General features: G+C 71.8%; 23 protein-coding genes and 1 pseudogene. 15 read left to right on the top strand and 9 right to left on the bottom strand.

Annotated elements, in window-relative coordinates; all coding sequences use genetic code 11:
• Window positions 1–300: 300 nt before the first annotated feature.
• On the bottom strand, window positions 301–789 hold the full coding sequence (locus ACWDBB_RS12700; RefSeq protein ID WP_449789563.1) for an SAM-dependent methyltransferase: 489 nt from the start codon (window positions 787–789) through the stop codon (window positions 301–303).
• Window positions 790–1,041: 252 nt separating this feature from the next.
• On the opposite strand from ACWDBB_RS12700, the gene cutA reads away from it, so the two are divergent.
• Window positions 1,042–1,371, top strand: coding sequence for a divalent-cation tolerance protein CutA (cutA, locus tag ACWDBB_RS12695; protein WP_449789562.1), 330 nt, complete (start codon window positions 1,042–1,044; stop codon window positions 1,369–1,371).
• On the opposite strand, the gene ACWDBB_RS12690 is transcribed toward cutA, so the two are convergent.
• Window positions 1,368–2,624, bottom strand: coding sequence for a helix-turn-helix domain-containing protein (locus ACWDBB_RS12690; RefSeq protein ID WP_449789561.1), 1,257 nt, complete (start codon window positions 2,622–2,624; stop codon window positions 1,368–1,370). The two genes, cutA and ACWDBB_RS12690, sit on opposite strands and share 4 nt — an antisense overlap.
• A 216-nt stretch (window positions 2,625–2,840) precedes the next feature.
• Here ACWDBB_RS12690 and ACWDBB_RS12685 point away from each other — a divergent pair, with 216 nt between their 5' ends.
• The 5 genes and pseudogenes from ACWDBB_RS12685 to ACWDBB_RS12665 all read left to right on the top strand — a co-directional run.
• Window positions 2,841–3,386, top strand: coding sequence for an ATP-binding protein (locus ACWDBB_RS12685; RefSeq protein WP_449789560.1), 546 nt, complete (start codon window positions 2,841–2,843; stop codon window positions 3,384–3,386).
• Window positions 3,387–3,485: 99 nt separating this feature from the next.
• Window positions 3,486–4,436 carry a hypothetical protein gene (locus ACWDBB_RS12680; RefSeq protein WP_449789559.1) on the top strand — a complete coding sequence of 317 codons (951 nt, stop codon included), beginning with the start codon at window positions 3,486–3,488 and terminating at the stop codon, window positions 4,434–4,436.
• Window positions 4,437–4,465: 29 nt separating this feature from the next.
• Complete coding sequence (locus tag ACWDBB_RS12675) at window positions 4,466–5,074, top strand: hypothetical protein (protein WP_449789558.1); 609 nt, start codon at window positions 4,466–4,468, stop codon at window positions 5,072–5,074.
• Window positions 5,061–5,594 carry a class IV adenylate cyclase gene (locus ACWDBB_RS12670; RefSeq protein ID WP_449789557.1) on the top strand — a complete coding sequence of 178 codons (534 nt, stop codon included), beginning with the start codon at window positions 5,061–5,063 and terminating at the stop codon, window positions 5,592–5,594. Before ACWDBB_RS12675 ends, ACWDBB_RS12670 begins: the two co-directional genes overlap by 14 nt.
• Window positions 5,595–5,606: 12 nt before the next feature.
• Window positions 5,607–5,753, top strand: a pseudogene (locus ACWDBB_RS12665) (radical SAM protein); the annotation flags it as partial.
• 47 nt (window positions 5,754–5,800) lie between these two features.
• On the opposite strand, the gene ACWDBB_RS12660 reads toward ACWDBB_RS12665, so the two are convergent.
• From ACWDBB_RS12660 to ACWDBB_RS12650, 3 genes are all read right to left on the bottom strand, one after another.
• Entirely contained in the window at window positions 5,801–6,703 is a 903-nt protein-coding gene (locus tag ACWDBB_RS12660; protein WP_449789569.1) for a 5'-3' exonuclease, read from the bottom strand.
• Between the two features lie 55 nt (window positions 6,704–6,758).
• Window positions 6,759–7,829 carry a cation diffusion facilitator family transporter gene (locus ACWDBB_RS12655; protein ID WP_449789556.1) on the bottom strand — a complete coding sequence of 357 codons (1,071 nt, stop codon included), beginning with the start codon at window positions 7,827–7,829 and terminating at the stop codon, window positions 6,759–6,761.
• 194 nt (window positions 7,830–8,023) lie between these two features.
• Window positions 8,024–8,752 (bottom strand): gamma-glutamyl-gamma-aminobutyrate hydrolase family protein, encoded by a 729-nt coding sequence (locus tag ACWDBB_RS12650; RefSeq protein ID WP_449789555.1) that lies wholly within the window; start codon window positions 8,750–8,752, stop codon window positions 8,024–8,026.
• A gap of 210 nt (window positions 8,753–8,962) precedes the next feature.
• On the opposite strand from ACWDBB_RS12650, the gene ACWDBB_RS12645 reads away from it, so the two are divergent.
• The 4 genes from ACWDBB_RS12645 to ACWDBB_RS12630 all read left to right on the top strand — a co-directional run bounded on the left by ACWDBB_RS12645 (window position 8,963) and on the right by ACWDBB_RS12630 (window position 13,867).
• Window positions 8,963–10,366 carry a glutamine synthetase family protein gene (locus ACWDBB_RS12645; RefSeq protein ID WP_449789554.1) on the top strand — a complete coding sequence of 468 codons (1,404 nt, stop codon included), beginning with the start codon at window positions 8,963–8,965 and terminating at the stop codon, window positions 10,364–10,366.
• A 3-nt stretch (window positions 10,367–10,369) separates the two neighbouring features.
• A complete protein-coding gene (locus ACWDBB_RS12640; RefSeq protein WP_449789553.1) occupies window positions 10,370–11,776 on the top strand; it encodes an aldehyde dehydrogenase family protein in 1,407 nt (468 codons plus the stop codon).
• Window positions 11,777–11,783: 7 nt separating this feature from the next.
• Window positions 11,784–12,584 carry a 3-oxoacyl-ACP reductase gene (locus ACWDBB_RS12635; protein WP_449789552.1) on the top strand — a complete coding sequence of 267 codons (801 nt, stop codon included), beginning with the start codon at window positions 11,784–11,786 and terminating at the stop codon, window positions 12,582–12,584.
• Between the two features lie 110 nt (window positions 12,585–12,694).
• Complete coding sequence (locus tag ACWDBB_RS12630) at window positions 12,695–13,867, top strand: DUF2510 domain-containing protein (RefSeq protein ID WP_449789551.1); 1,173 nt, start codon at window positions 12,695–12,697, stop codon at window positions 13,865–13,867.
• 136 nt (window positions 13,868–14,003) lie between these two features.
• On the opposite strand, the gene ACWDBB_RS12625 is transcribed toward ACWDBB_RS12630, so the two are convergent.
• The 3 genes from ACWDBB_RS12625 to ACWDBB_RS12615 all read right to left on the bottom strand — a co-directional run bounded on the left by ACWDBB_RS12625 (window position 14,004) and on the right by ACWDBB_RS12615 (window position 16,863).
• Window positions 14,004–14,918, bottom strand: a complete 915-nt coding sequence (locus ACWDBB_RS12625; RefSeq protein ID WP_449789550.1) for a lytic polysaccharide monooxygenase auxiliary activity family 9 protein — start codon at window positions 14,916–14,918, stop codon at window positions 14,004–14,006.
• A gap of 242 nt (window positions 14,919–15,160) precedes the next feature.
• Window positions 15,161–15,580, bottom strand: coding sequence for a hypothetical protein (locus ACWDBB_RS12620; RefSeq protein ID WP_449789549.1), 420 nt, complete (start codon window positions 15,578–15,580; stop codon window positions 15,161–15,163).
• 59 nt (window positions 15,581–15,639) lie between these two features.
• Window positions 15,640–16,863: an amino acid deaminase/aldolase gene (locus tag ACWDBB_RS12615; protein ID WP_449789548.1), complete on the bottom strand. Its 1,224-nt coding sequence runs from the start codon at window positions 16,861–16,863 to the stop codon at window positions 15,640–15,642.
• A gap of 91 nt (window positions 16,864–16,954) precedes the next feature.
• On the opposite strand from ACWDBB_RS12615, the gene ACWDBB_RS12610 reads away from it, so the two are divergent.
• Window positions 16,955–17,728 carry an SseB family protein gene (locus ACWDBB_RS12610; RefSeq protein ID WP_449789547.1) on the top strand — a complete coding sequence of 258 codons (774 nt, stop codon included), beginning with the start codon at window positions 16,955–16,957 and terminating at the stop codon, window positions 17,726–17,728.
• A gap of 75 nt (window positions 17,729–17,803) precedes the next feature.
• On the opposite strand, the gene ACWDBB_RS12605 is transcribed toward ACWDBB_RS12610, so the two are convergent.
• On the bottom strand, window positions 17,804–18,181 hold the full coding sequence (locus ACWDBB_RS12605; protein ID WP_224281591.1) for a DUF1844 domain-containing protein: 378 nt from the start codon (window positions 18,179–18,181) through the stop codon (window positions 17,804–17,806).
• 465 nt (window positions 18,182–18,646) lie between these two features.
• Between ACWDBB_RS12605 and infC the strand changes: the two genes are divergently transcribed.
• From infC to ACWDBB_RS12585, 4 genes are all read left to right on the top strand, one after another.
• Window positions 18,647–19,372 (top strand): translation initiation factor IF-3, encoded by a 726-nt coding sequence (gene infC / locus ACWDBB_RS12600; RefSeq protein WP_449789568.1) that lies wholly within the window; start codon window positions 18,647–18,649, stop codon window positions 19,370–19,372.
• Between the two features lie 143 nt (window positions 19,373–19,515).
• Complete coding sequence (gene rpmI / locus ACWDBB_RS12595; RefSeq protein WP_030286227.1) at window positions 19,516–19,710, top strand: 50S ribosomal protein L35; 195 nt, start codon at window positions 19,516–19,518, stop codon at window positions 19,708–19,710.
• Window positions 19,711–19,819: 109 nt separating this feature from the next.
• Complete coding sequence (gene rplT / locus ACWDBB_RS12590; protein ID WP_030055649.1) at window positions 19,820–20,215, top strand: 50S ribosomal protein L20; 396 nt, start codon at window positions 19,820–19,822, stop codon at window positions 20,213–20,215.
• Window positions 20,216–20,313: 98 nt separating this feature from the next.
• Entirely contained in the window at window positions 20,314–21,180 is an 867-nt protein-coding gene (locus tag ACWDBB_RS12585; protein WP_449789546.1) for a TrmH family RNA methyltransferase, read from the top strand.
• Window positions 21,181–21,185: the final 5 nt, after the last annotated feature.

Here is a 21,185-nt window from a genome sequence, read left to right as displayed (position 1 = left end):
CCAACCGCCGCCCCACCCGCATCCACACACTCTGCACCCAACACGCCATCCCAGCGGCGGCCTGACCAGATCAAATACTTCGCCAGCAGAGTCGCCCAGCCGACTTCTCGTGCAGAAAAACGCCTCTGCCCCCGCCGACGGCGGGGGCAGAGGCATGTGACGGTAGAAGCGAGGATTCTTCCGTTGCCGCTTCGGCGGGGCCGAAGCGGCAACGGGATGGTGAGCGGTTGCGTGGGAAGTCGATCCGGTCGACTTTCCACGGAGAAGAGGCAGCCGGAACGAACGAGGTGATGCCGACCGTCAGGACGTGGGAGGCATCGGGGCGAAGTAGTCACGGAGCATGTCGGTGGTCCATGCGGGTTGGCGCACCTCTCCGCGCGGTCCGAACTCCTTGAACCAGGGCTTCACTTCGAGGACCGGGGTGCCGTCGATGGCGTCCAGGTCCTCGACGTGCAGGTCCAGGCCATCGACCTTCGCGAGACGGCAGCGGGAGGACCCGAGCCAGTTGATCCGCCGCATGTTCCGGTGGCCGAACACACCGACCTCGGGCCAGTCCGGGTTGTCCCGGGGGCGGCGCGCACCGAAGTTCAGGTCGGTCGGGTCGGTCCTGTGGAACCGGAAGATCACGTCGAGGTGGGAGAACTCCTCCAGCCCCTTCGTCGCGTCCGGCGGGAACCTGTCTCCGTCGAGGCGGATGATGGCGCGGGTTCCTCCCCAGTAGTCGTCGGTCGGTTCCGTACGGCCTCCCACGACGTGTCCGATCGCTTCCACGCTGAAGACATCACCCACGGGTCTTCCCCTCCTGTGAACGAACCGCGCCAGGGTGGCGGGTCAGATGGTGGCCGCCAGGTATTCAGCGGTGTGTCGGTCCACGGCGTCGATGAGAGGCACCTTCCAGCCGCGGTAGGGGACAGCGCGCCGCGTATCTGTAGGGCAACGTCGCGGGACGGCATGTAGTTGTTTGTTCCTGTCGTAGGCAGGTCTGACCAGTTGACGCGTGCACTATCTCGCGTCCCCTGTGTGCCGAGTAGTGTCGCGGGCATGGCTGACTTTTTGATCATGATCACCACCGTCGACAGCGAGGCCGCTGGCGCCAAGCTGTCCCGCTCTGCAGTCGAAGCCGGTTTGGCTGCTTCAGGGCAGGTCACCGGGCCGGTCGCCACGACCTACCGACACCTTGGCGAGGTGTGCGAGGGCATCGAGTGGCAGGTGACCTTTCGTACAACGAAGGATCGGGTGGCCGAGTTGGAGGGGCATGTCGTTGCGGAGCATCCGTACGACAGCCCGGAGGCGATCTCGCTGCCGATTCTGTCCGGACCGAAGCTCTATCTGGACTGGATCACCCGGGCGACGCGACCTGCGGGAGGCTAGGACGCCACGCTGCGTTCCAGGAGTTCAGCGACTGGCGAGAGCTGGCGGTGTTGTTGAAGTCGGTGGAGGAGAATGCGGGAGCGTCCGGCCGGGCGGGTCGAGGCGAGCCCTTGGGAGAGGTCGAGGATTTTGCCGGTGATCGCGGCGGAGTGCTCGATCTCTCCCGCGTCCAGATAAGCGGAGGCCAGCCAGGACAGGTAGAGGGCCTTGTCGCGGGCCATGGTGTCGTCGTAGCGGGACAACGCTGACTCCAGGGCGGGGATGGCTCGCAGCGGTCGGTGGAGCTCGGCCCAGCATCGGCCGGTCATGATGGAGATTTCGTCCAAGTTGATCCAGTACACCCAGTCCGGCTCCGGCCGGTCGGCTTCCTCGCGGATGGCTTCTTCGGCAGCAGCGAGAGCGCGTTCGGTGGCATTGGCGTTGCCGTTGGTGGCGTGCTGCCAGGCCAGGCGGTCCCACAGCAGGGCCCGCACCGCCGGTGAGGCGTCGCGTCCGGCTGTCTCGCAGGCCGCCGTGGCGAACTCGATCCCGGAGCCGCCTCCGGTGGCCCACTCCAGGTAGGCGAGGAAGGCGTAGGAGTTTCCCGCCAGCGAGCTGTCCTTGGCGGTCTGAGCTGCGGTCATCGCGGTCAGGTAGTGCGAACGCGCTTCGCCGTAGCGGCCCGCGTCGAATGCCGCCCACCCGGCGAGCTGGGCCTGTTCGGCAATGACACTCCGCAGGCCGGTCCCGGTGTTCTCGGTGTAGGCGCCTTCGTCGACCAGGCGGACCGTATCCCCCAGCTCCTTGCAGTACATGGCGTAGGTGTCTCCGCCACCCATGAAGTCGTCCAGGCGGCGCAGCCGCGCGGTTCGCGCGCGCAACTGTCGGGGCACGTCCGCGCCGAGCCTCCGCCCCGAGCCGAGGTAGTCGATCGCTGGTATCACCGCGATCCCGGCTCCCGCTGCCATGAACTGTCGCCGATTCACGTCCGGCTCCTTCGCCGTCTGCTTGTCTTGCCGCCTGATCCGTCGGGCCGCGATAGCGGCCCTGCGCAGTTCCTCCACCGGCACGTCGAACTCAGCAGCGAGAAGCTGCTGGGACGTTGGGTCGGGCAGGGCCTTCTCGGTCTCCCAGCGGGATACCGTTCCCTGTTCGATCGGGTAATTCCGACGTTTCGACAGATCGCCGGCCAACTCCTCCTGCGTACGGCCGGTGGCTTTCCGCAGTCTCCGAAGCAGCGGGCCGATCGTCTCCACGGCGTCGCGCGTGGTCATCCTTGCCGCCCCCGGGGGTGTGCCGAACGTGTCTTACCATACTCGCCATCTTTCTGAGCCATGTCCTGAAAACAGCCATGCCTCCTGGCCGATCCACCCGAACGAGAACGGTAGTTGACTATCCATCGGCTCCTCCTTGGAGGCAGCTTCCAGTCGCACGGGTTCCATGCCCACTGGCCGATGGCCGCTTAGGGTTCCTCACCCCGGAGTTCGCTGATGTCCACGTCTCATCTTCGACGTCCCTGTACCACCGCCTTTCCCGCCGAGCTGGCGCAGATCGGTGCCATCCGTCGCTGGGCGAGGACGGTGGCGCCGAAGCTCGACCTCGACCTGAACGATCAGCAGCAAAGCCGTCTGTTGGAGGATGTGGAGCTCGTGCTGTCCGAACTCGGCACCAACGCCATCCTGCACGGCTGCGGTGGCGACCGGCCGGATGTGAAGCTGACCGCCTCCCTCGCGTGCGCCCCGGGCGTGCTGCGCGTGTCCGTGGCGGACCCGGGTGGTGGCGGGCCCGAATACCGCCCGGCGAGCACCGAGGCGACCTGCGGCCGCGGTCTGAGGCTGGTCATGGGGGTCGCGTCCCGGTTCGGCGTCGAGAACCTTGCTGAAGGGGGCAAGGAGATCTGGGCCGAGATCGAACTGCCCGATCCGGTAGGGCAGGTGGCCGCCGTGGTCGAGCAGGTCGGCCGACGGATCGGCCGGCGGACTGGGGAGCCGTGCCCGGGCGCTGAGAGTCCCGCATTGGACCGGATACCGGCGTAGTCATCGCGCCTGCGATCCGGTACGGCCCCATGGGGTTGTGGCCTATCGGACCGCCCTCCCTTCCCGTCCATCCACCACTCCGTACCAGAGGACTGCGCCGTGAGCGTCGGACCGCGCACCAGAACGTTGCTCAAGACCGCCACCCCGGCCCGCAGATTGGACGTCGCGGCCTCCTTCGAGGCCCTGACGCAGGCCTGCGTCCTCACCGGAGACGACGTCGCGAAGGCCGAGCTGGTCAGCGACAGCCCGAACCAGCTGTGGTCGCTGCCCGACTCCCGTGCGCTCGCCATCGTGCACCCCGACCCGGACGAGGCCTGGGCCCTGATCAAGAGCGCGCAGTTCCTGCGACAGCACCAGATTGCCGTCACCTCGCCCTGGTACACGGACATCCGCACGACCGCCGAAGGCCGGGCCGTGACCTTCTGGCAGGACCCGGGGCCACCGAGTACCGACACGTCCCTGTCCGGATGGGTGACCGCCCTCACCCATCGGATCGACCCCGGGACGGCCCCTTGGCTCAGAGAACACGACCCGTTCGCCGGCCTGTTGGACGGTCTGGACGACGCTCCGCTGAACGAGTCCGCCCGCCGGTTCCTGCGCGAGCACACCGCCCAGCTGCGCGAGGAGTGGGACTACCTCGACTGGCCGACGCCGGACACCGTCATCCTCGGCGCCCTCGGCATGGTCCCCTGTCACGATGACGGCGTCCACGTGGGACTCCTGCTTCGCCGCCCGCTCCGTCGCGGCCACCGGGAATGGGACCTGGTCGCCGCCCGCTGGCGCTCCGAACTCCTCATCGGCCCACGCCAGGACCACCGGACCTACGCCGACACCTACCTCTCGTATGAACGCGAGGACCGGCTCCCGCAGCACCCCTACATCGGCGCATGGTCCGGCTACCAGGTCGTACGCGACGTCGTCGTCCTCACCGCGGTGATGGACACGGTGCGCCGCGCCCACCTGGACGCCAACACCCGTCAGGAAGTCGCCCACCGGATCAAGTGCCTGCGCGGAGCCCACCCGGCCCCGTGGAACTGGGGGCCACGATGACAAGCCCGAACGAGGAGACGGAATTTCACATGGGCGTGACCCGAGGGTTCTTCATCACCATCGACGGTCTCAGCGCGAGCGGGAAGACCACTGTCGCTCCGCTGGTCGCCGCCTTGGTCAACGGGGTTCACCTCACCGACGGGACATTGCCGACGTTCCCCCGCATGCGTGCTGAGGTGGACGCCGCCGGCATCCTGTCGGCGCGGTTCCACTGGTGGATGATGGCCAACCACATCAAATCCGAGACCGCTCGAGCGCTTGTCGAGTCCGGTCGGACGGTGGTGGTCGAGTCCTACTTCCCGCGCACGATCGCCACGCACCGGGCGATGGGGCACGACTGCCTGCCGCGGTATCCGGACGGGGCCCTCGTCCCACACGTGCCGATTCTGCTGGAGGTGGATGAATGCGTCCGCCAGGAGCGACTTCGTCGGCGGGCCGAGCTGGGAAGGCTGAGCTCCTGGCACCGGCGGGAGGAACCGAACGTGGCCGAAAGCTCCCGTGTGTACCGGGCGTTCGGGCTGCTGAGGGTCGACGGCACCGGGCGCACGCCTGATGAGGTGGCTCGCACCGTCGCCGATACCGTGCGCTGGCATGCTCGTACCGCATCGAGGAAGGCAACTTTCCGTGACCGCAATTGAGTTCGAGGCGAAGGTCCTCGGCATCGAGCCGGAGGCCATGCGCGTGCTCCTCGCCGACGTCGGAGCCGAGCACCTGGTCGACCGGTTCCAGCGCCGCTACGTCTACGACATCCCCGGCCGGCCGGGTGCGTGGGTCCGGCTGCGTGACACGGGCACCGACGTCACCCTGTGCGTCAAGGAGATCCACTCCGACGCGATCGACGGTGTGACCGAAACGGAGACGACCGTCGGCGACTTCGACGCGATGAACACGCTCCTCGGCAAGCTCGGCTACCAGCCGAAGGCGTACCAGGAGAACCGCCGGTCCTCTTGGAGGCTGGCCGGTGCGGCCGTCGAGATCGACTACTGGCCGCTGATTCCCCCCTACCTGGAGATCGAGGGCGACAGCGCCGAACACGTCCACGCGACGGCCCTCGCGCTCAAGCTCCCTCTCGAGGAACTGACGAGCGAGAACACGACCAAGGTCTACCGCCGGTACGGGATCGACATCGAGTCGATCCCCCGGCTCACGTTCGAGTGACGGAGACGAGTCCTGTCAGCTACCCGTCGTCCCGCGGTCAGGGTCGTCCGGGACCGGACCATCCGTGTCAAGGTGATCGACGACTGCGGACTGGCGTGCACGTTCTGCCACAACGAGGGAACGCCGGTCACCGCCGACAACCCCGGGAACGCCGAGGGCCCGCACGTTCGCGTCGAACGTGCGGGCCCCTTCGTGAGTACGGTGGCTCAGCGGGTGGCGAGGGACTCCAGGAGCCGGTCGAGGGAGGTGCCGAGGCCCCAGCGGGCGGAGAGTTCCTCCAGCGTCATGGGGTAGAGGGGCTCGCGGGGGAGGGCCGGGTCGAAGGAAGGCAGGGGGGCGTCGTCGGCGACGCGGACGACCTTGGGGGCGACGTCGAGGTAGGCGGCGCCCTCGACGATGTTGCGGCGGCGGGCCGGGGTGAGCTTGGAGCCGACGTCGAGGGCGGCGGCGCGGATGGCCGCGAGGTCGCCGTACTCGTTGATCAGCTGGGCGGCGGTCTTCTCGCCGATGCCCTTGACGCCGGGCAGGCCGTCCGACGGGTCCCCGCGCAGGGCGGCCATGTCGGCGTACTGGGCGCCGCGCACGCCGTACTTCTCCAGCAGCACCGCGTCGTCGGTGACCTGGAGGTTGCCCATGCCCTTGACCGGGTAGAGCACGGTGATCCCGCGGGCGTCGTCCACCAGTTGGAAGAGGTCGCGGTCGCCGGTGACGATCTGCACCGGCCCGGTGGCGCGGGCGGTGAGGGTGCCGATCACGTCGTCCGCCTCGTAGCCGGGGGAGCCGACCCGGGCGATGCCGAGGGCGTCCAGCACCTGTTCGATCACCGGGACCTGCGGGGCCAGCGTGTCGGGCACCTCCTCCTCGCCGTCCTCGGCCGCCTCGGCGACCCGGTGGGTCTTGTAGGAGGGGACGAGGTCGACCCGCCACTGGGGGCGCCAGTCGGCGTCCATGCAGGCCACCAGCTGATCGGGCCGGTGGTCGTGGACCAGCCGGGCGATGAAGTCCAACAGGCCGCGGACGGCGTTGACCGGCTCACCCTGCGGCGAGCGCAGGGTGTCCGGTACGCCGAAGTAGGCCCGGAAGTACAGGCTGGCGGAGTCGAGCAGCATCAGTCGGGGTGCGGTCACGTGTCAGATCATGCCGCACCCGGGCGACAGGAACCGCTCAGTGCTCGTGCGGTCCGGCGCGGTGGACCGGGCCGTGGGCGTCGGCGCAGTGTTCGGTGGCGGCGTCGGACGGGGTGGCGATCTGCAGCAGCGCGCCCGCCTCGTCCTCGCCGACGTGGTCGACCTGGAGGGTGGAGTGGGTGATGCCGTACTCCTGCGAGAGCCGGCGCTGCAGGGAACGCCGCACCGCGTGGCAGTCGCCGCCGGGGGTGACCAGGATGTGTGCGGACAGGGCGGGCTGGCCGGAGGTGATCTCCCAGATGTGCAGGTCGTGGATCTCCTCGACCAGCGGCTCGGTGACCATCCGGTCGGCCACCGTGTCCGGGTCGATCCCGGCCGGGGCGGCCTCCAGGAAGATCCGCCCGGAGTCCCGGACCAGCGCGATGCCGGCCTTGAGCATCAGCGCGACGACGATCAGCGAGGCGATGGCGTCGGCCCGTGCGAAGCCGGTGGTCAGGACGACGGCGCCGGCGACGGCGGTGGCGATGAACGCGTACAGGTCGGTCAGCACGTGCTGGAAGGCGCCCTCGACGTTCAGCGAGCTGCGGTTGGCCTTGGACATGCACCAGGTGGCCGCGAGGTTGACCACGATCCCGACCAGCGCGGTGACCAGCACCAGTGAGCCGGTGACCTCCGGCGGTTCGAGCAGCCGGGTGATCGCCTCGTAGCCCAGCCAGGCCGACAGCACCAGCAGGGTGACGCCGTTGGCCTGGGCGGAGAGGATCTCGGCGCGCTTGAGTCCGTAGGTGTAGCCGCCCCGGGCCGGGCGGGCGGCGAGCCGCATGGCGACCAGCGCGAGCACGATCGAGGCGGCGTCGGTGAGCATGTGGGCCGCGTCCGAGATCAGCGCCAGGGACTGGGCGGCGAAGCCGACCGCGACCTCGCCGGCCATGAAGACGACGATCAGGGTGAGGGCGCCGAGCAGCCAGCGTCGGTCCGCGTCGGCGGAGACGCCGTGCGAGTGGCCGCCGTGGCCGCCCGAACCGTGCGCGTGCCCGCCTGAGCCGTGCGCATGCGAGTGCCTGTGGTCATGCGCATGATCATCGTGCGAATGCTCCTGCCCGGCCATGGAAGTCCTCTCTGGGCGCACGGGTGGGAAGCGGGGTGCGTCGTGACCGCCCCGCAACCGAAGTGAACCGCAGAATCGACAAAGATCCAAAGGCTGTACTGGTGACCGTTGTCGTTGCCGTTCCCAGGGGCGCACCCGGTGCGTTCCGCACCCCGCCGAACAACCGAAATCCCCTTCCCCCGCGCCCAGTTGTGCTACCCCAGCATCAGTGTGTCGAGGACCGCCGCGGTGGCCGCCCTGACCAGGGCCCGCATCAGCCGCAGGTCGTCCCCCTGCTCCGGGTGCCACTGCACCCCGAGCGTGAACCCCGGCCCCTCCACCGCCTCCACCGTCCCGTCCGGCGCGTGGGCGCTCACCCGTAGACCCGACCCCACCCGGTCGACGGCCTGGTGGTGGAAGGTCGGCACCTCCAACTCGCTCTCCGGCAGCAGCCCGCCCAGCAGCGTCCCCGGCACCGGGCGCACCGGGTGCGAGCCGTAGCGGCCGGGCGTCCCGCCGTGCACGTCCACCGGCACCACGTCCGGCAGGTGCTGCACCAGCGTCCCGCCGCACACCACGTTCAGGATCTGCATCCCCCGGCAGACCGCCAGCAGGGGCATGCCCGCCGCCAGTGCCGACCGCAGCAGCGCGACCTCCCAGGCGTCCCGCTCCGGCGAGTCCACCTCCGTCGCCGGGTGGGCCGGCTCCCCGTAGTAGGCCGGGTCGATGTCCGGCCCGCCGGCGATCACCAGGCCGTCCAGCCGGGCCAGCACCTCCGGCGCGCGCTCCGGGGCGTCCGGCGGCAGCAGGACCGCGATCCCGCCGGAGTCCCGGACCTGCGCGGTGTACCGCTCGGGCAGCAGGGCCACCCGGCGGCCCCGCCAATCGCTCCAACTTGCGTCCACCAGGTAGGTGCTGACGCCGATCAAAGGCCTGCGATCCATGGCGCGCATTCTCCCTCCGAAGGGGCTGATCCACCGTCAGCCACGCGCGTCGGCGCGCCCCGGGCGGGCGGCGTCGTGTCGGTTCCCGGCCGGACCCCGGCCCGTCCCCTCCCGACACCCGCCCGCCCTCTTCCGCCCCGCGAGCCGCAGGCCGTACGGTTCGCTGTGACCGCTTGATCTCGAAGAGTGATCGAGGAGGAGGGCTCGGCCATGCCCGATACGCCCGAACTGTCCGCACGGGCCGCCGCCGGCGCGCCGTCCCGGCCGCCGCTGACCCTGGACGGCCTGCGCACCCTGGTGGACGCCGGCGAGGTGCACACCGTCGCGCTCGCCTTCACCGACATGCAGGGCCGTCTCCAGGGCAAGCGCTTCGCCGCCCGGTTCTTCCTCGACGAGGTCGCCGAGCACGGCGCCGAGGCCTGCGACTACCTGCTGGCCGTCGACGTCGACCTGAACACCGTGGACGGCTACGCCTTCTCCTCCTGGGCCACCGGCTACGGCGACTTCGCGATGCGCCCCGACCTCGGCACCCTGCGGCTGACCCCCTGGCAGCCCGGCACCGCCCAGGTCACCGCCGACCTCGCCCGGCACGGCGGCCACCCGGTGGACGCCGCCCCGCGCCAGCTGCTGCGCCGCCAGATCGCCCGGCTCGCCGAGCACGGTCTGGCCGCCGACATCGGCACCGAGCTGGAGTTCCTGGTCTTCCGCGACACCTACGAGCAGGCCTGGCAGGGCGGCTACCGCGGCCTGACCCCGGCGAACCTCTACAACGTGGACTACTCGATGCTCGGCACCGCCCGGGTCGAGCCGCTGCTGTCCCGGATCCGCACCGAGATGGCCGGCGCCGGCCTGGTGGTGGAGTCCGCCAAGGGCGAGTGCAACCTCGGCCAGCACGAGATCGCCTTCCGCTACGCCGACGCCCTCACCACCTGCGACCAGCACAGCGTCTACAAGACCGGCGCGAAGGAGATCGCCGCCCAACTCGGTTGCTCGCTCACCTTCATGGCCAAGTACGACGAGCGCGAGGGCAACAGCTGCCACATCCACCTCTCGCTGCGCGACGCCGTCGGCGCCCCCGCCTTCGCCGACCGGGACGGCCGGATGACCGACACCATGCGGCACTTCCTGGCCGGCCAGCTGGTCGCGCTGCGCGAGTTCGGCCTGCTGTACGCGCCGAACATCAACTCCTACAAGCGCTACCGCCCGGGCTCCTTCGCTCCGACCGCCGTCGCCTGGGGCCGGGACAACCGCACCTGCGCCTACCGGGTGGTCGGCCACGGCCCCGGCCTGCGGATGGAGAACCGGGTGCCGGGCGGCGACGTCAACCCGTACCTCGCGGTGGCCGGGATGATCGCGGCCGGCCTGCACGGGCTGCAGCGCAAGCTGGAACTGCCCCCACCCTGCCTCGGCAACGCCTACGCGGTCGAGGAGTACGCCCGGGTGCCCGCATCGCTGCGCGAGGCGGCGGACCTGTGGGCGCAGAGCGCCCTGGCCCGGGAGGCCTTCGGTGACGACGTGGTCGACCACTACCTGAACATGGCCCGGGTCGAGCAGGCCGCCTACGACGGGGCGGTCACCGACTGGGAGCGCTACCGATCCTTCGAACGGATGTGACCCGTGACCGAGCCGAACGCGAACACGAACGCGGACGCGGACGCGGACGCCGAAAGCAGCAGCAGCGTCCGCAATCCCGCCACCGGCGAGGTGCTCGCCACCGTCCCCGACACCACCCCCGGGCAGCTGGACGCGGCCGTCCGGCGCGCGGTGAGGGCCCAGGCCGGCTGGGCCGCGCTGGCCCCCGGCGAACGCGCCCGGCTGCTGCGCCGGTTCGCCGACCAGGTCGACGTGCACGTCCCCGAGCTGGCCGCCCTGGAGGTGGCGCAGGCCGGCCACCTCCTGGCCAACGCCCACTGGGAGGCCGGCAACGTCCGGGACCTCCTGGAGTACGCGGCCGGGGGAGTGGAGCGGCTGACCGGCCGGCAGATCCCCGTCCCCGGGGGCCTGGACGTGACCTTCCACGAGCCGGTGGGCGTGGTCGGGGTGATCGCACCGTGGAACTTCCCGATGCCGATCGCCGCCTGGGGCTTCGCCCCCGCCCTGGCGGCCGGCAACGCCGTCCTGCTCAAGCCCGCCGAGGCCACCCCGCTGACCGCCCTGCGGCTGGCCGAACTCGCCCTCGCGGCCGGCCTGCCCGAGGGCCTGTTCCAGACCGTCCCCGGCGCGGGCGCCACCACCGGCCGGGCCCTGGTGGACCACCCGGCCGTCCGCAAGATCGTCTTCACCGGCTCGACCGTCGTCGGCAAGGAGGTCGCCGCCCGCTGCGCCGCCCACGCCAAGCGGGTCACCCTGGAACTCGGCGGCAAGAGTCCCAACATCGTCTTCGCCGACGCCGACCTGGCCCGCGCCGCCGACCCGATGTCCTTCGCCGACAACAGCGGCCAGGACTGTTGCGCCCGCAGCCGGATCCTGGTCCAGCGCGAGGTGTACGAGGACTTCCTCGCCCTGCTGCTGCCCGCCGTCGAGACCCTGCGCACCGGTGACCCGGCCGACCCGCAGGCCCAGCTCGGCCCGCTGATCTCGGCCGCCCAGGTCCGCCGGGTGTCCTCCTACGTCACCCCCGACCTGCCGGTGCTGGCCCGCGGAAAGGTCCCGGACGGGCCCGGCTACTGGTACCCGCCGACGGTGATCGCCCCCGGGAACCCGGAGGTCCCGGCCGTCACCGAGGAGATCTTCGGCCCGGTCGCCGCCGTCCTGCCGTTCACCGACGAGGCCGACGCGCTGCGGCTGGCCAACGCCACCCGCTACGGGCTGTCCGGCTCGATCTGGACCCGGGACGTCGGCCGGGCGCTGCGCCTGGCCCGGGGCGTACGGGCGGGCAACCTGTCGGTCAACTCGCACTCCTCGGTGCGCTTCTGGACACCCTTCGGCGGCTACGGCGAGTCCGGGGTGGGCCGCGAGCTCGGACCGGACGCGCTGCGCCACTTCACCGAGACCAAGAACGTCTTCATCCACAGCGAGGAGTGACAGCCCGATGAGCGAGAAGCACGCCGCGCGGGACGACGTCGTCTGCCGCCGGCTGGTCGGCCGCACCGCCGTGGTCACCGGCGCGGGCAGCGGGATCGGCCTGGCCGCCGCCCGGCGGCTCGCCTCGGAGGGCGCGAAGGTGGTCTGCGCCGACCTCGACGAGGAGACCGGGCGGGCCGCCGCGAAGCGGGTCGGCGGGCTGTTCGTGCACACCGACGTCACCGACCCGTACATGGTCGAGGCGCTGTTCGACGAGGCGTACGAGACCTACGGCAGCGTGGACGTCGCCTTCAACAACGCGGGCATCTCGCCGCCCGAGGACGACTCGATCCTGACCACCGGACTGGACGCCTGGCGGAAGGTCCAGGAGGTCAACCTGACCTCCGTCTACCTGTGCTGCAAGGCCGCGCTGCCGTACATGCGCCGGCACGGGCGGGGCTCGATCATCAACACCGCCAGCTTCGTGGCCCGGATGGGCGCGGCCACCTCGCAGATCTCCTACACCGCCTCCAAGGGCGGGGTGCTGGCGATGTCCCGCGAGTTGGGCGTGCAGTTCGCCCGGGAGGGCATCCGGGTCAACGCGCTCTCGCCCGGGCCGGTGGACACCCCGCTGCTGCGTGAGCTGTTCGCCGCGGACCCGGAGCGGGCCGCCCGCCGGCTGGTGCACATCCCGCTCGGCCGGTTCGCCCGGGCCGAGGAGATCGCCGCCGCGGTGGCCTTCCTGGCCAGTGACGACTCCTCGTTCATCACGGCGAGCGAGTTCCTGGTGGACGGCGGCATCTCCGGGGCGTACGTGACCCCGCTGTAGTCGCCGCGGGCGGCGCGGCCGGGGTTCTCACCGGAATCTCATCGAAAACGGCCGGAATTCCCGGCTGCGCTGATTTCGCGCTTATCCGGCTGCCTTTAGATTTCTCTACCGTGAGCGAGCAGATTCCCGCCGGGTGGTACCCGGACCCGAAGGACACCTCCGGCGACCCGAGGCCGCAGCGGTGGTGGGACGGCAGGGGCTGGACGGCCGACACCCGGCCCGCGCCCTCGGACGCCCCGACGCCGGGCGCCCCGGCGGGCACTCCGGACTCCCCGCAGGCGGGCACTCCGGACTCCCCGGAGGCGGATCCGACGGGCGCCGCGACCCCGCAGCCTGGGACGGCCGACCGTCCCCGGGTGCTGGAGGGCGAGGTGCTGGACAGCGGCCCGACCGTCCGCTACCCGGAGCCGCCGCCCTTCGGCACCGCCTACGGCTCGCCCGCCGGGCCGCCGCGCAAGCCCCGGCGCAAGCCCTCCAAGCTGGTGGTCGCGACCACCCTCGCCGCCCTGCTCGGCCTCGGCGCGGGCTCGGGGATCACCTACCTCGCGATGGACGGCCACGGGGACCGCGCCCGGCGCAGCGCCCGCCCGGCCCCGCAGGACGGCTCCGGCCCGTGGGGCGGCCTCCCGGGCTTCGGCGACCCCGGCGACGGCGGGAGCGGGGACGGCAAGGGCGGCAAGGGCGGCAACGGGGGCGGGGGCGGAAACGGCGGCGGCCGGACCCGCCCGAGCACCGACCAGGCGATCGACGTGGTCAACCGGATCGTCCTGCCGGTCCCGGACGGCTGGCAGGCCGGCACCACCGACAAGGGCTACGCCATGCTCACCGTCGGCTCGTACACCTGCGTGGACGGCAAGAACGAGTGCTCCCTCGGCGGGGCGACCACCGGCCGGATCACCGGCGGCGGCACCGACGTCCAGGCGGCGGCCAAGGCCGACATCGCGTCGGCGGCCAAGGACTCGTACGGTGACCTCACCGGGCACCAGGAGCTCAAGTCGGAGGCCGTGAAGGTCAACGGCCAGGACGGCTACCTGGTCCGCTGGAAGGCGGACGCGGCCAAGGGCAACAGCGGCTACGTGCAGACCGTGGTCTTCCCGTCCGCCGACGGGAAGGCGCTGGTCTCGGTGCACTTCGGCTTCGACATCGCCGACAAGTCGCCGGACGTCGCGGTGATGGACACCATCGTCCAGGGCATCACCACCTACAAGGGCAAGCTCCCGGCCATCCCCGGCCTGCCCGGGACCGGCTCCGGCGGGCCCGGCGCCGGCGGCACCACCACCTGAGCCCCGCGCTCCTCACACCACACGGCGGCGGCCCACCCGGAGGGAAACCGGGCGGGCCGCCGTTCGTCGTCGCGCGGGGTGGTGTCACGGGACCGGGCCGGACGGGGGAGTGGCCGGCCCGGTCCCGTGCCCGGCGTCAGGAGTCGCGTCGAACAGCCTCGACGCGACGGCGCCGGAGCACCATGCCGGCCCAGCCGACGCCGATCGCGGCGGCGCCGGCGAGCAGCAGCGGACCGGTGGCCGAGGTGCCGCCCACGGCCGCGGAGGCGGTCGGGATCACCCGGCCGGCCGGGGAGTCCGGGTCCCCGCCGTGGCCGTGGTGGGCGACCGTGGACTTGGAGGCGTCGGCCGCGATCTGGGCGTCGCTGGGCGCGGCCGGAGCCTGGGCGGCGAGCGCAGACACGGCGGTGGTGGAGGCGCCGAAGTCGACGTCGGAGCAGGAGTAGAAGGCCTCCGGGCTGTCGCTGCGCTGCCACACCGTGTAGAGGACCTGACGGCCGGTGCGCTGCGGCAGGGTGCCGGAGTAGGTGTAGAAGCCGTTGACGGCGTTGCGGTCGACCTGCACCTGGGCGACCGGGGTCGAGTCGAGGTCCGACCACTTCAGCGGCTTGGTGGGGTCGTAGCCCGGCTTGGTGATGTAGACGGTCTGGGTGCCGACGTGCGGCGCGGTGGTGCGGAACTGGAAGGTGAAGGCACCGGCCTTCACCGCGGTAGCCGGCCAGTCGGTGCGCGGCCAGTCCAGCGCCGCGTACTTGTCCCGGTTGGCCGAGCAGAGCTTGCCGTCCGGGATCAGCGCCTGGGAGTTGCCGTTGGCGTTGGCGATGTTGACCTCGTTCCAGTCGTACAGCGGCTGGGTGCCGCCGGCGGCGACGAGGTCCTTGCAGACCTGGGACACCGGGTGCTCGGGGCCCTCGGCGTAGCAGGCGGCGACGCGGCTCACGGGGTTGGTCATCGTGCCGTGGGCGCTGGCGGTACCGGCGGTGGCACCGGCCACCGCGACGACCGCGGCGCCGATCACGCCGACGGACAGGGCGGTTCGCTTGATGGGCATGGGGTGGGGACTCCTCGACCGTCGTTCCGGGCGTGTGTGGGGGAACGGGCACGCCTGCCCGTTCGGGAGCCGCCGGCCCGGCGCGCGACCCCCGGGCCGAAGCGTAGGATTGGTCTGGACCAGAAGGCAATAGCCGTGCGCGCTGCGCTCGTTGACGGACTGTAGGCCCCCGAGCAGCGCAAAGGCCCGACGGACGGCTGTGGTTAGCCGTTCCATCGGGCCCCGTTAAGGCTCCGGAAAGGTCAGCGCTGCATGCCGTGGATGCTGCCGGCCTGGATCACGAGGTCGCTGTTGACGGTCGAGCTCCCGCTGATGACGTTGATGATGTACGTCCCGCCGGGCTCCTTGTGGAACTGGCCGGGAAGGAACTCCTGGAGGATCTCGAAGAGCTCCTCGGCCGCCTCCGGGTTCGCCCGGAACAGTGCGCGCAGCCGGTTGCGAACCGCCGCGGCCTGGTCGGCCAGGACCTCCTCGTCGCCGCCCGCCTCCAGCACCTCGGCGCGGATCACCTCCAGCTCCGCGCTCGCCTCCTCGTCCCGCTCGCCGCGCCCGAGCAGCCGGGCGATCCGCGAACTGGCCTGGTTCCAGGCGGCCGTGGCCATCAGCCCGGCCACCGAGGTCGCCCCGGACCTCAGCATCTCCTGCACGAGTTCGGCGTCCATGCTGCTCCCTTGTCGTACCGCAATGTCGGCACCACGGTAGGGCAAGGGCGGACGAGGCGTCAGAGGAACGTCTTCCCCTCGCCCCGGTACGTCGGCACGGTCCGTACGATCCGGTCGCCCTCGACCAGGTGCAGCTCGGCGAAGCGTTCGCACAGCTCGCCCGCCTTGGCGTGCCGGAACCAGACCCGGTCGCCGATCAGCAGGTCGTCCGCCGCCGAGCCGAGCAGCGGGGTCTGCACCTCCCCGGCGCCCTCCATCGGGTCGTAGCGCAGCCCGGCCGGCAGGTACGGCACCGGGGAGCGGTCCGGGCCGGCCGCGCCGGAGGCCGGGTAGCCGCCGCCGAGGACGGTCACCACGCCGAGGCCGGGGCGGCGCACCACCGGCTGGCCGAACAGCGCGGCCGGGCGGCCCCGGAAGGCGCGGTAGTTGTCGAAGAGCTGCGGCTGGTACAGCCCGGAGCCGGCCGCCACCTCGGTGACGGCGCGCTCGGCCACGGTGGATTCCACGCTGCCGGTGCCGCCGCCGTTGACGAACTCCAGGTCGGCCACCCGCCGCAGCCGCCGGACCGCCGCCGCGCGCCGCTCGGCCAGCTCCGTCCTGGCCTTGGCCTGCATCAACCGGATCAGCCCGGAGCGCACCGGCCGCCCGGGCACCCGGTCTCCCACCCCGGCGACGTGCCCCTCGTACGCCATCAGGCCGACCACCCGGAAGCCCCGGCGGCGCTGGACGAGCTCGGCGAAGGCGCCGAGGTCCTCGGGGGTGCGCAACGGCGAGCGGCGGGCGCCGACCCGGACCCGGCCGCCGAGCAGTTGCAGCGAGGTGTCCAGCTCCAGGCAGACCCGCACCTCGGCGTCGCCGCCGCGGGCCTCGTCGATCAGGTCCAGCTGGGCCGGGTCGTCCAGGACGACGGTGATCTCGCGGGCGGCCTCCGGGTCGGCGGTCAGCTCGGCGAAGCCGGCCCGGTCGGCGCTGGGGTAGGCGAGCAGGACGTCGCGGACGCCGGTGCGGGCCAGCCAGAGCGACTCGTCCAGGGTGAAGCTCATCACGCCGAGGAAGCCGTCCACGGCCAGCGCCCGGTCCAGCAGGGCCCGGCAGCGGATCGACTTGCTGGCCAGCCGGATCGGCTTGCCGCCGGCCCGGCGGACCAGGTCGGCGGCGTTCGCGTCGAACGCGGCGAGGTCCACGACGGCCACCGGACCGTCCAGGTGGGCGGTGGCACGGTCGTACCGGAGGCGGTCGGACACCGGGGCGGGTGCGGTCGCGGGCGCGTCGAGGATCACCATGGGCGCAGGGTGCCACAGCGCGCTACCGGTGGGTAGGGGCCGCGTGCAGGGAAATGGGGCCGTCCGCGCGCGGTGGCATAGGGTCGGGCGGGTGGACCGCAAAGACTTCTCCAACCCGGCGTTCGTCGGCAAGAGCATCCCGAACCCCGGCTTCTCCGACGACGACGGCACCGCCGACCCGGCGCTCGCCGAGGCCCTCGCCCGCTGGTCCCAGGACCGCGCGGCCGAGCCGGAGGTGCTGGCGGCACTGCCCCCCACCCGGCTGATGGTCCCGATCGTCGCGATCCTCGGCGAGGTCGAGGTGAGCCCGGACGGGCACCGGCACGAGAAGACCAGCGACATGGCCGTCCCGGTGCTGGAGGCCCCGGACGGGCGCCGCGCGCTGCCGGCCTTCACGTCGCTCGAGGCGCTCACCCGCTGGCGCGCCGACGCCCGCCCGGCGCCGACGGCGGCCCCGCAGGCCGCGATGGTCGCCTACTCGGAGCGCGCCGACACCCTGCTGATCGACCCGGCCGGGCCGGTGGCGTTCCAGCTGAGCGGCGCCCGGCTGCGGGCGCTCGCGGAGAACCGCCCGTTCCTGCCGCCGGTCCGCGACCCGGAGGTGCGCGAGGCGGTCCGTGCGCTGCTGGCGGCCGAGCCGCAGGTGGTCAGCGGGCTGCTGGCGGCCTCGGAGGGCTCGGACGGGGTGCTCGCGGTGGTGTTCGACCCGGCGCTGGACCAGGCCGGGCTGCAGGCGGCCGCGCAGCGGGTCGGGCAGGCGGTGGCCGCCGACCCGGTGCTGCGGGTGCGGCTGGACCGGGGGCTGGACCTCGCGGTGCTGCCGGCGAGCGCGGAGCTGCCGGGGGAGCCGCTCCACAGGCGGTAGGGAACGGAGAAGGCCACCGGCTCGCGGGAGTCGGTGGCCTTCTCCGTTCCTCCTCGCGCGAGGAGGAACCGAAGCTCAGGAGTAGACCGGCCCGGTGAACTTCTCGCCCGGTCCGGCGCCCGGGGCGTCCGGGACGATGGACGCCTCGCGGAAGGCGAGCTGCAGCGAGCGCAGCCCGTCCCGCAGCGGCGCGGCGTGGAAGTTGCTGATCTCCGGGGCGCCGGCGGTGACGAGCCCGGCGAGCGCGGTGATCAGCTTGCGGGCCTCGTCCAGGTCCTTGTCCTTCTCGCCGCCCTCGGCGAGACCGCACTTGACGGCGGCGGCGCTCATCAGGTGCACCGCGACGGTGGTGATCACCTCGACGGCCGGGACCTCGGCGATGTCGCGGGTGAGGTCGTCGAAGCCGATCGCGTCGTCGTCCGCGCCGGGGGTCTGGGTGGGCTCGCTGCTCAAGGGGGGCTCGTTCCTTCGTGCCGTGTGGGTACACGTGGAGCGTACAAGGGCCCCGGGGGACGCGGACGGGGCAGTGCGCCGGGGCGGAATAGCGTTCGACCTCCCGACGCTGTAAGCTTCGAGACTGACCGGCCGGGATCCCGTATGGGCACTCGGCCAGCAAGTGGAGGCTCCACTGAGGAGGCCCGAGAGGGCAACCGCGAAAGTCTCCCACCTGATCGGCCTCCGGGTCGACGGGTCCCGGTCCGCGACGGGCGCCCCTGGTGCCGAGTCGCCGCAGCGCCCCTCACCGGGCGCAGCCCCCGGTTGTGTGGAGCCCCGCTTGTACCGAGCGGGGCTTTTTTCGTGTGGCGGTGTACGTACCGGACAGCGCAGCACGAATGAAGCCCCGCCCAGTGGTCGAGTCCACTACGTGCGACCGCCGTCCGACGGCCGCATCGCAGAAGGTGCAACCGAGGAGGCCCCATCAGCACCGAGCCCCGCATCAACGACCGGATTCGCGTCCCCGAGGTGCGACTCGTCGGTCCCAGCGGCGAGCAGGTCGGCATCGTGCCGCTTGCCAAGGCGCTGGAGCTCGCGCAGGAGTACGACCTCGACCTGGTCGAGGTCGCGGCGACCGCCCGGCCGCCGGTGTGCAAGCTCATGGACTACGGCAAGTTCAAGTACGAGTCGGCCATGAAGGCCCGTGAGGCGCGCAAGAACCAGGCGCACACGGTCATCAAGGAGATGAAGCTCCGGCCGAAGATCGACCCGCACGACTATGACACCAAGAAGGGTCACGTCGTCCGGTTCCTCAAGCAGGGCGACAAGGTCAAGATCACGATCATGTTCCGCGGTCGTGAGCAGTCCCGCCCCGAGCTGGGCTTCCGTCTGCTTCAGCGGCTCGCCGACGACGTCCAGGACCTGGGCTTCGTCGAGTCCTCGCCCAAGCAGGACGGCCGTAACATGATCATGGTCCTTGGCCCGCACAAGAAGAAGACCGAGGCGATGGCCGAGGCCCGCGCCCTCGCGGACGCCCGCAAGGCCGAGCGTCAGGGCCGCACCGCCGGCTCCGACGCCCCTGCGGAGGCCGAGGTCGAGGACGCCGTGACCGAGGATGCCGTGACCGAGGCGCAGGACGCCCCGGCCGAGGCGCCGGCCGTCGAGGCCGACGCTCCGGTCGAGCAGCCGGCCGCCTCCCAGGGCGCCTGAGCCTTCACCGGCCAGGAGGGCCCGGGAGACCGGCCCACAGGGTGACGGGGCGTCCCGCCCGGTCACCGCAGATCCATCCAGTTCACGCCCGCGTGGCGACCGCCGCGCGGGCGTGAACGGGACCGACGAGGAGATACGGCGAAATGCCGAAGCAGAAGACGCACAGTGGCGCCAGCAAGCGCTTCAAGATCAGTGGCTCTGGCAAGGTGCTGCGCGAGCGCGCCGGCCGCCGCCACCTCCTGGAGCACAAGCCCTCGACGCTGACCCGCAAGCTGGCCGGGACCGTCGAGATGGCCCCCGCTGACGCCAAGAAGATCAAGAAGCTTCTCGGCAAGTGATCGCCCTCCCGCCCGGCGCGAGCCGCGAGCGGGGCAGCTGATCCTTCCCGACCCATTCGAATGACGGACCACGTGAAGTAGTCCGTGGTCCAACCCAAGGAGTAATCAAGTGGCACGCGTCAAGCGGGCAGTCAACGCCCACAAGAAGCGCCGGGTCATCCTGGAGCGCGCCAGCGGCTACCGTGGCCAGCGTTCGCGCCTGTACCGCAAGGCCAAGGAGCAGGTCACCCACTCGCTGGTCTACAACTTCAACGACCGCAAGAAGCGCAAGGGCGACTTCCGTCAGCTGTGGATCCAGCGCATCAACGCTGCGGCCCGTGCCAACGGCATCACCTACAACCGCTTCGTGCAGGGCCTGAAGGCCGCCAGCGTCGAGATCGACCGCAAGATGCTGGCCGACCTGGCCGTCAACGACCCGGGTGCGTTCGCCTCCCTGGTCGAGGTCGCCCAGAAGGCGCTGCCGGCCGACGTGAACGCCCCGAAGGCCGCCGCCGACGCCGCCTGATCTTCCGAGATCGGTTGAGCTCTGACCGGACCCGCAGGTTCGCCTGCGGGTCCGGTCCTGCTTTGCCCCCTCCTTCAGCGCCTCCGGAGAACGAGACCATGCCCAGCACCGACACCCCCCTGCTGACCTCCCTGCGCTCGCCGCGCGTCGTGGCCGCCCGCCGGCTGGCCAAGCGCAACCAGCGCACCAAGGAGCGCCGCTTCCTGGCCGAGGGCCCGCAGGCCGTCCGGGAGGCCATCGCCTTCGGCAGGCTGCCGGGCACCGGTGAGCACGCCGTGGTCGAGGTCTACACGACCGTGGAGGCCGCCGAGCGGCACGCCGGCATCGTCGAGGCCGCCCTGACCGAGGGGCTGCCGGTGCTGACCGCCACCGACGAGGTGATCGCCGGGATCTGCGACACGGTGACCCCGCAGGGCATCGTGGCGCTCTGCCGCTTCATCGACACCCCGTTCGACGAGGTGCTCCAGGCCCGCCCCAAGCTGGTCGCGATCCTCGCCCACGTGCGCGACCCCGGGAACGCCGGCACCGTGCTGCGCACCGCCGACGCGGCCGGCGCGGACGCCGTGGTACTCACCGACGCCTCGGTGGACCTCTACAACCCGAAGGCCGTCCGGGCCTCCGTGGGCAGCCTGTTCCACCTGCCGGTGGCGGTCGGCGTGCCGGTCGAGGAGGCCGTCGGCAGGCTGCGCGAGGCCGGGGTCCGGGTGCTCGCCGCGGACGGCGCCGGGGAGCGCGACCTGGACCGGGAGCTGGACGAGGGCACCCTGGGCGCGCCCGGCGCATGGGTGTTCGGCAACGAGGCGTGGGGGCTTCCGGAGGAGACCCGCGCGCTCACCGACGAGGTCGTGCGCGTCCCGATCCACGGCCACGCCGAGAGCCTCAACCTGGCCACCGCGGCGGCCGTCTGCCTGTACGCCTCGGCCCGCGCCCAGCGTTCGCCCGGCGGCTGCCGTTCGAACGCCTGACGCAC

It is taken from the genome of Kitasatospora sp. NPDC001095 (genome assembly GCF_053598615.1).
This window is presented reverse-complemented; position numbering and strand designations above follow the sequence as displayed.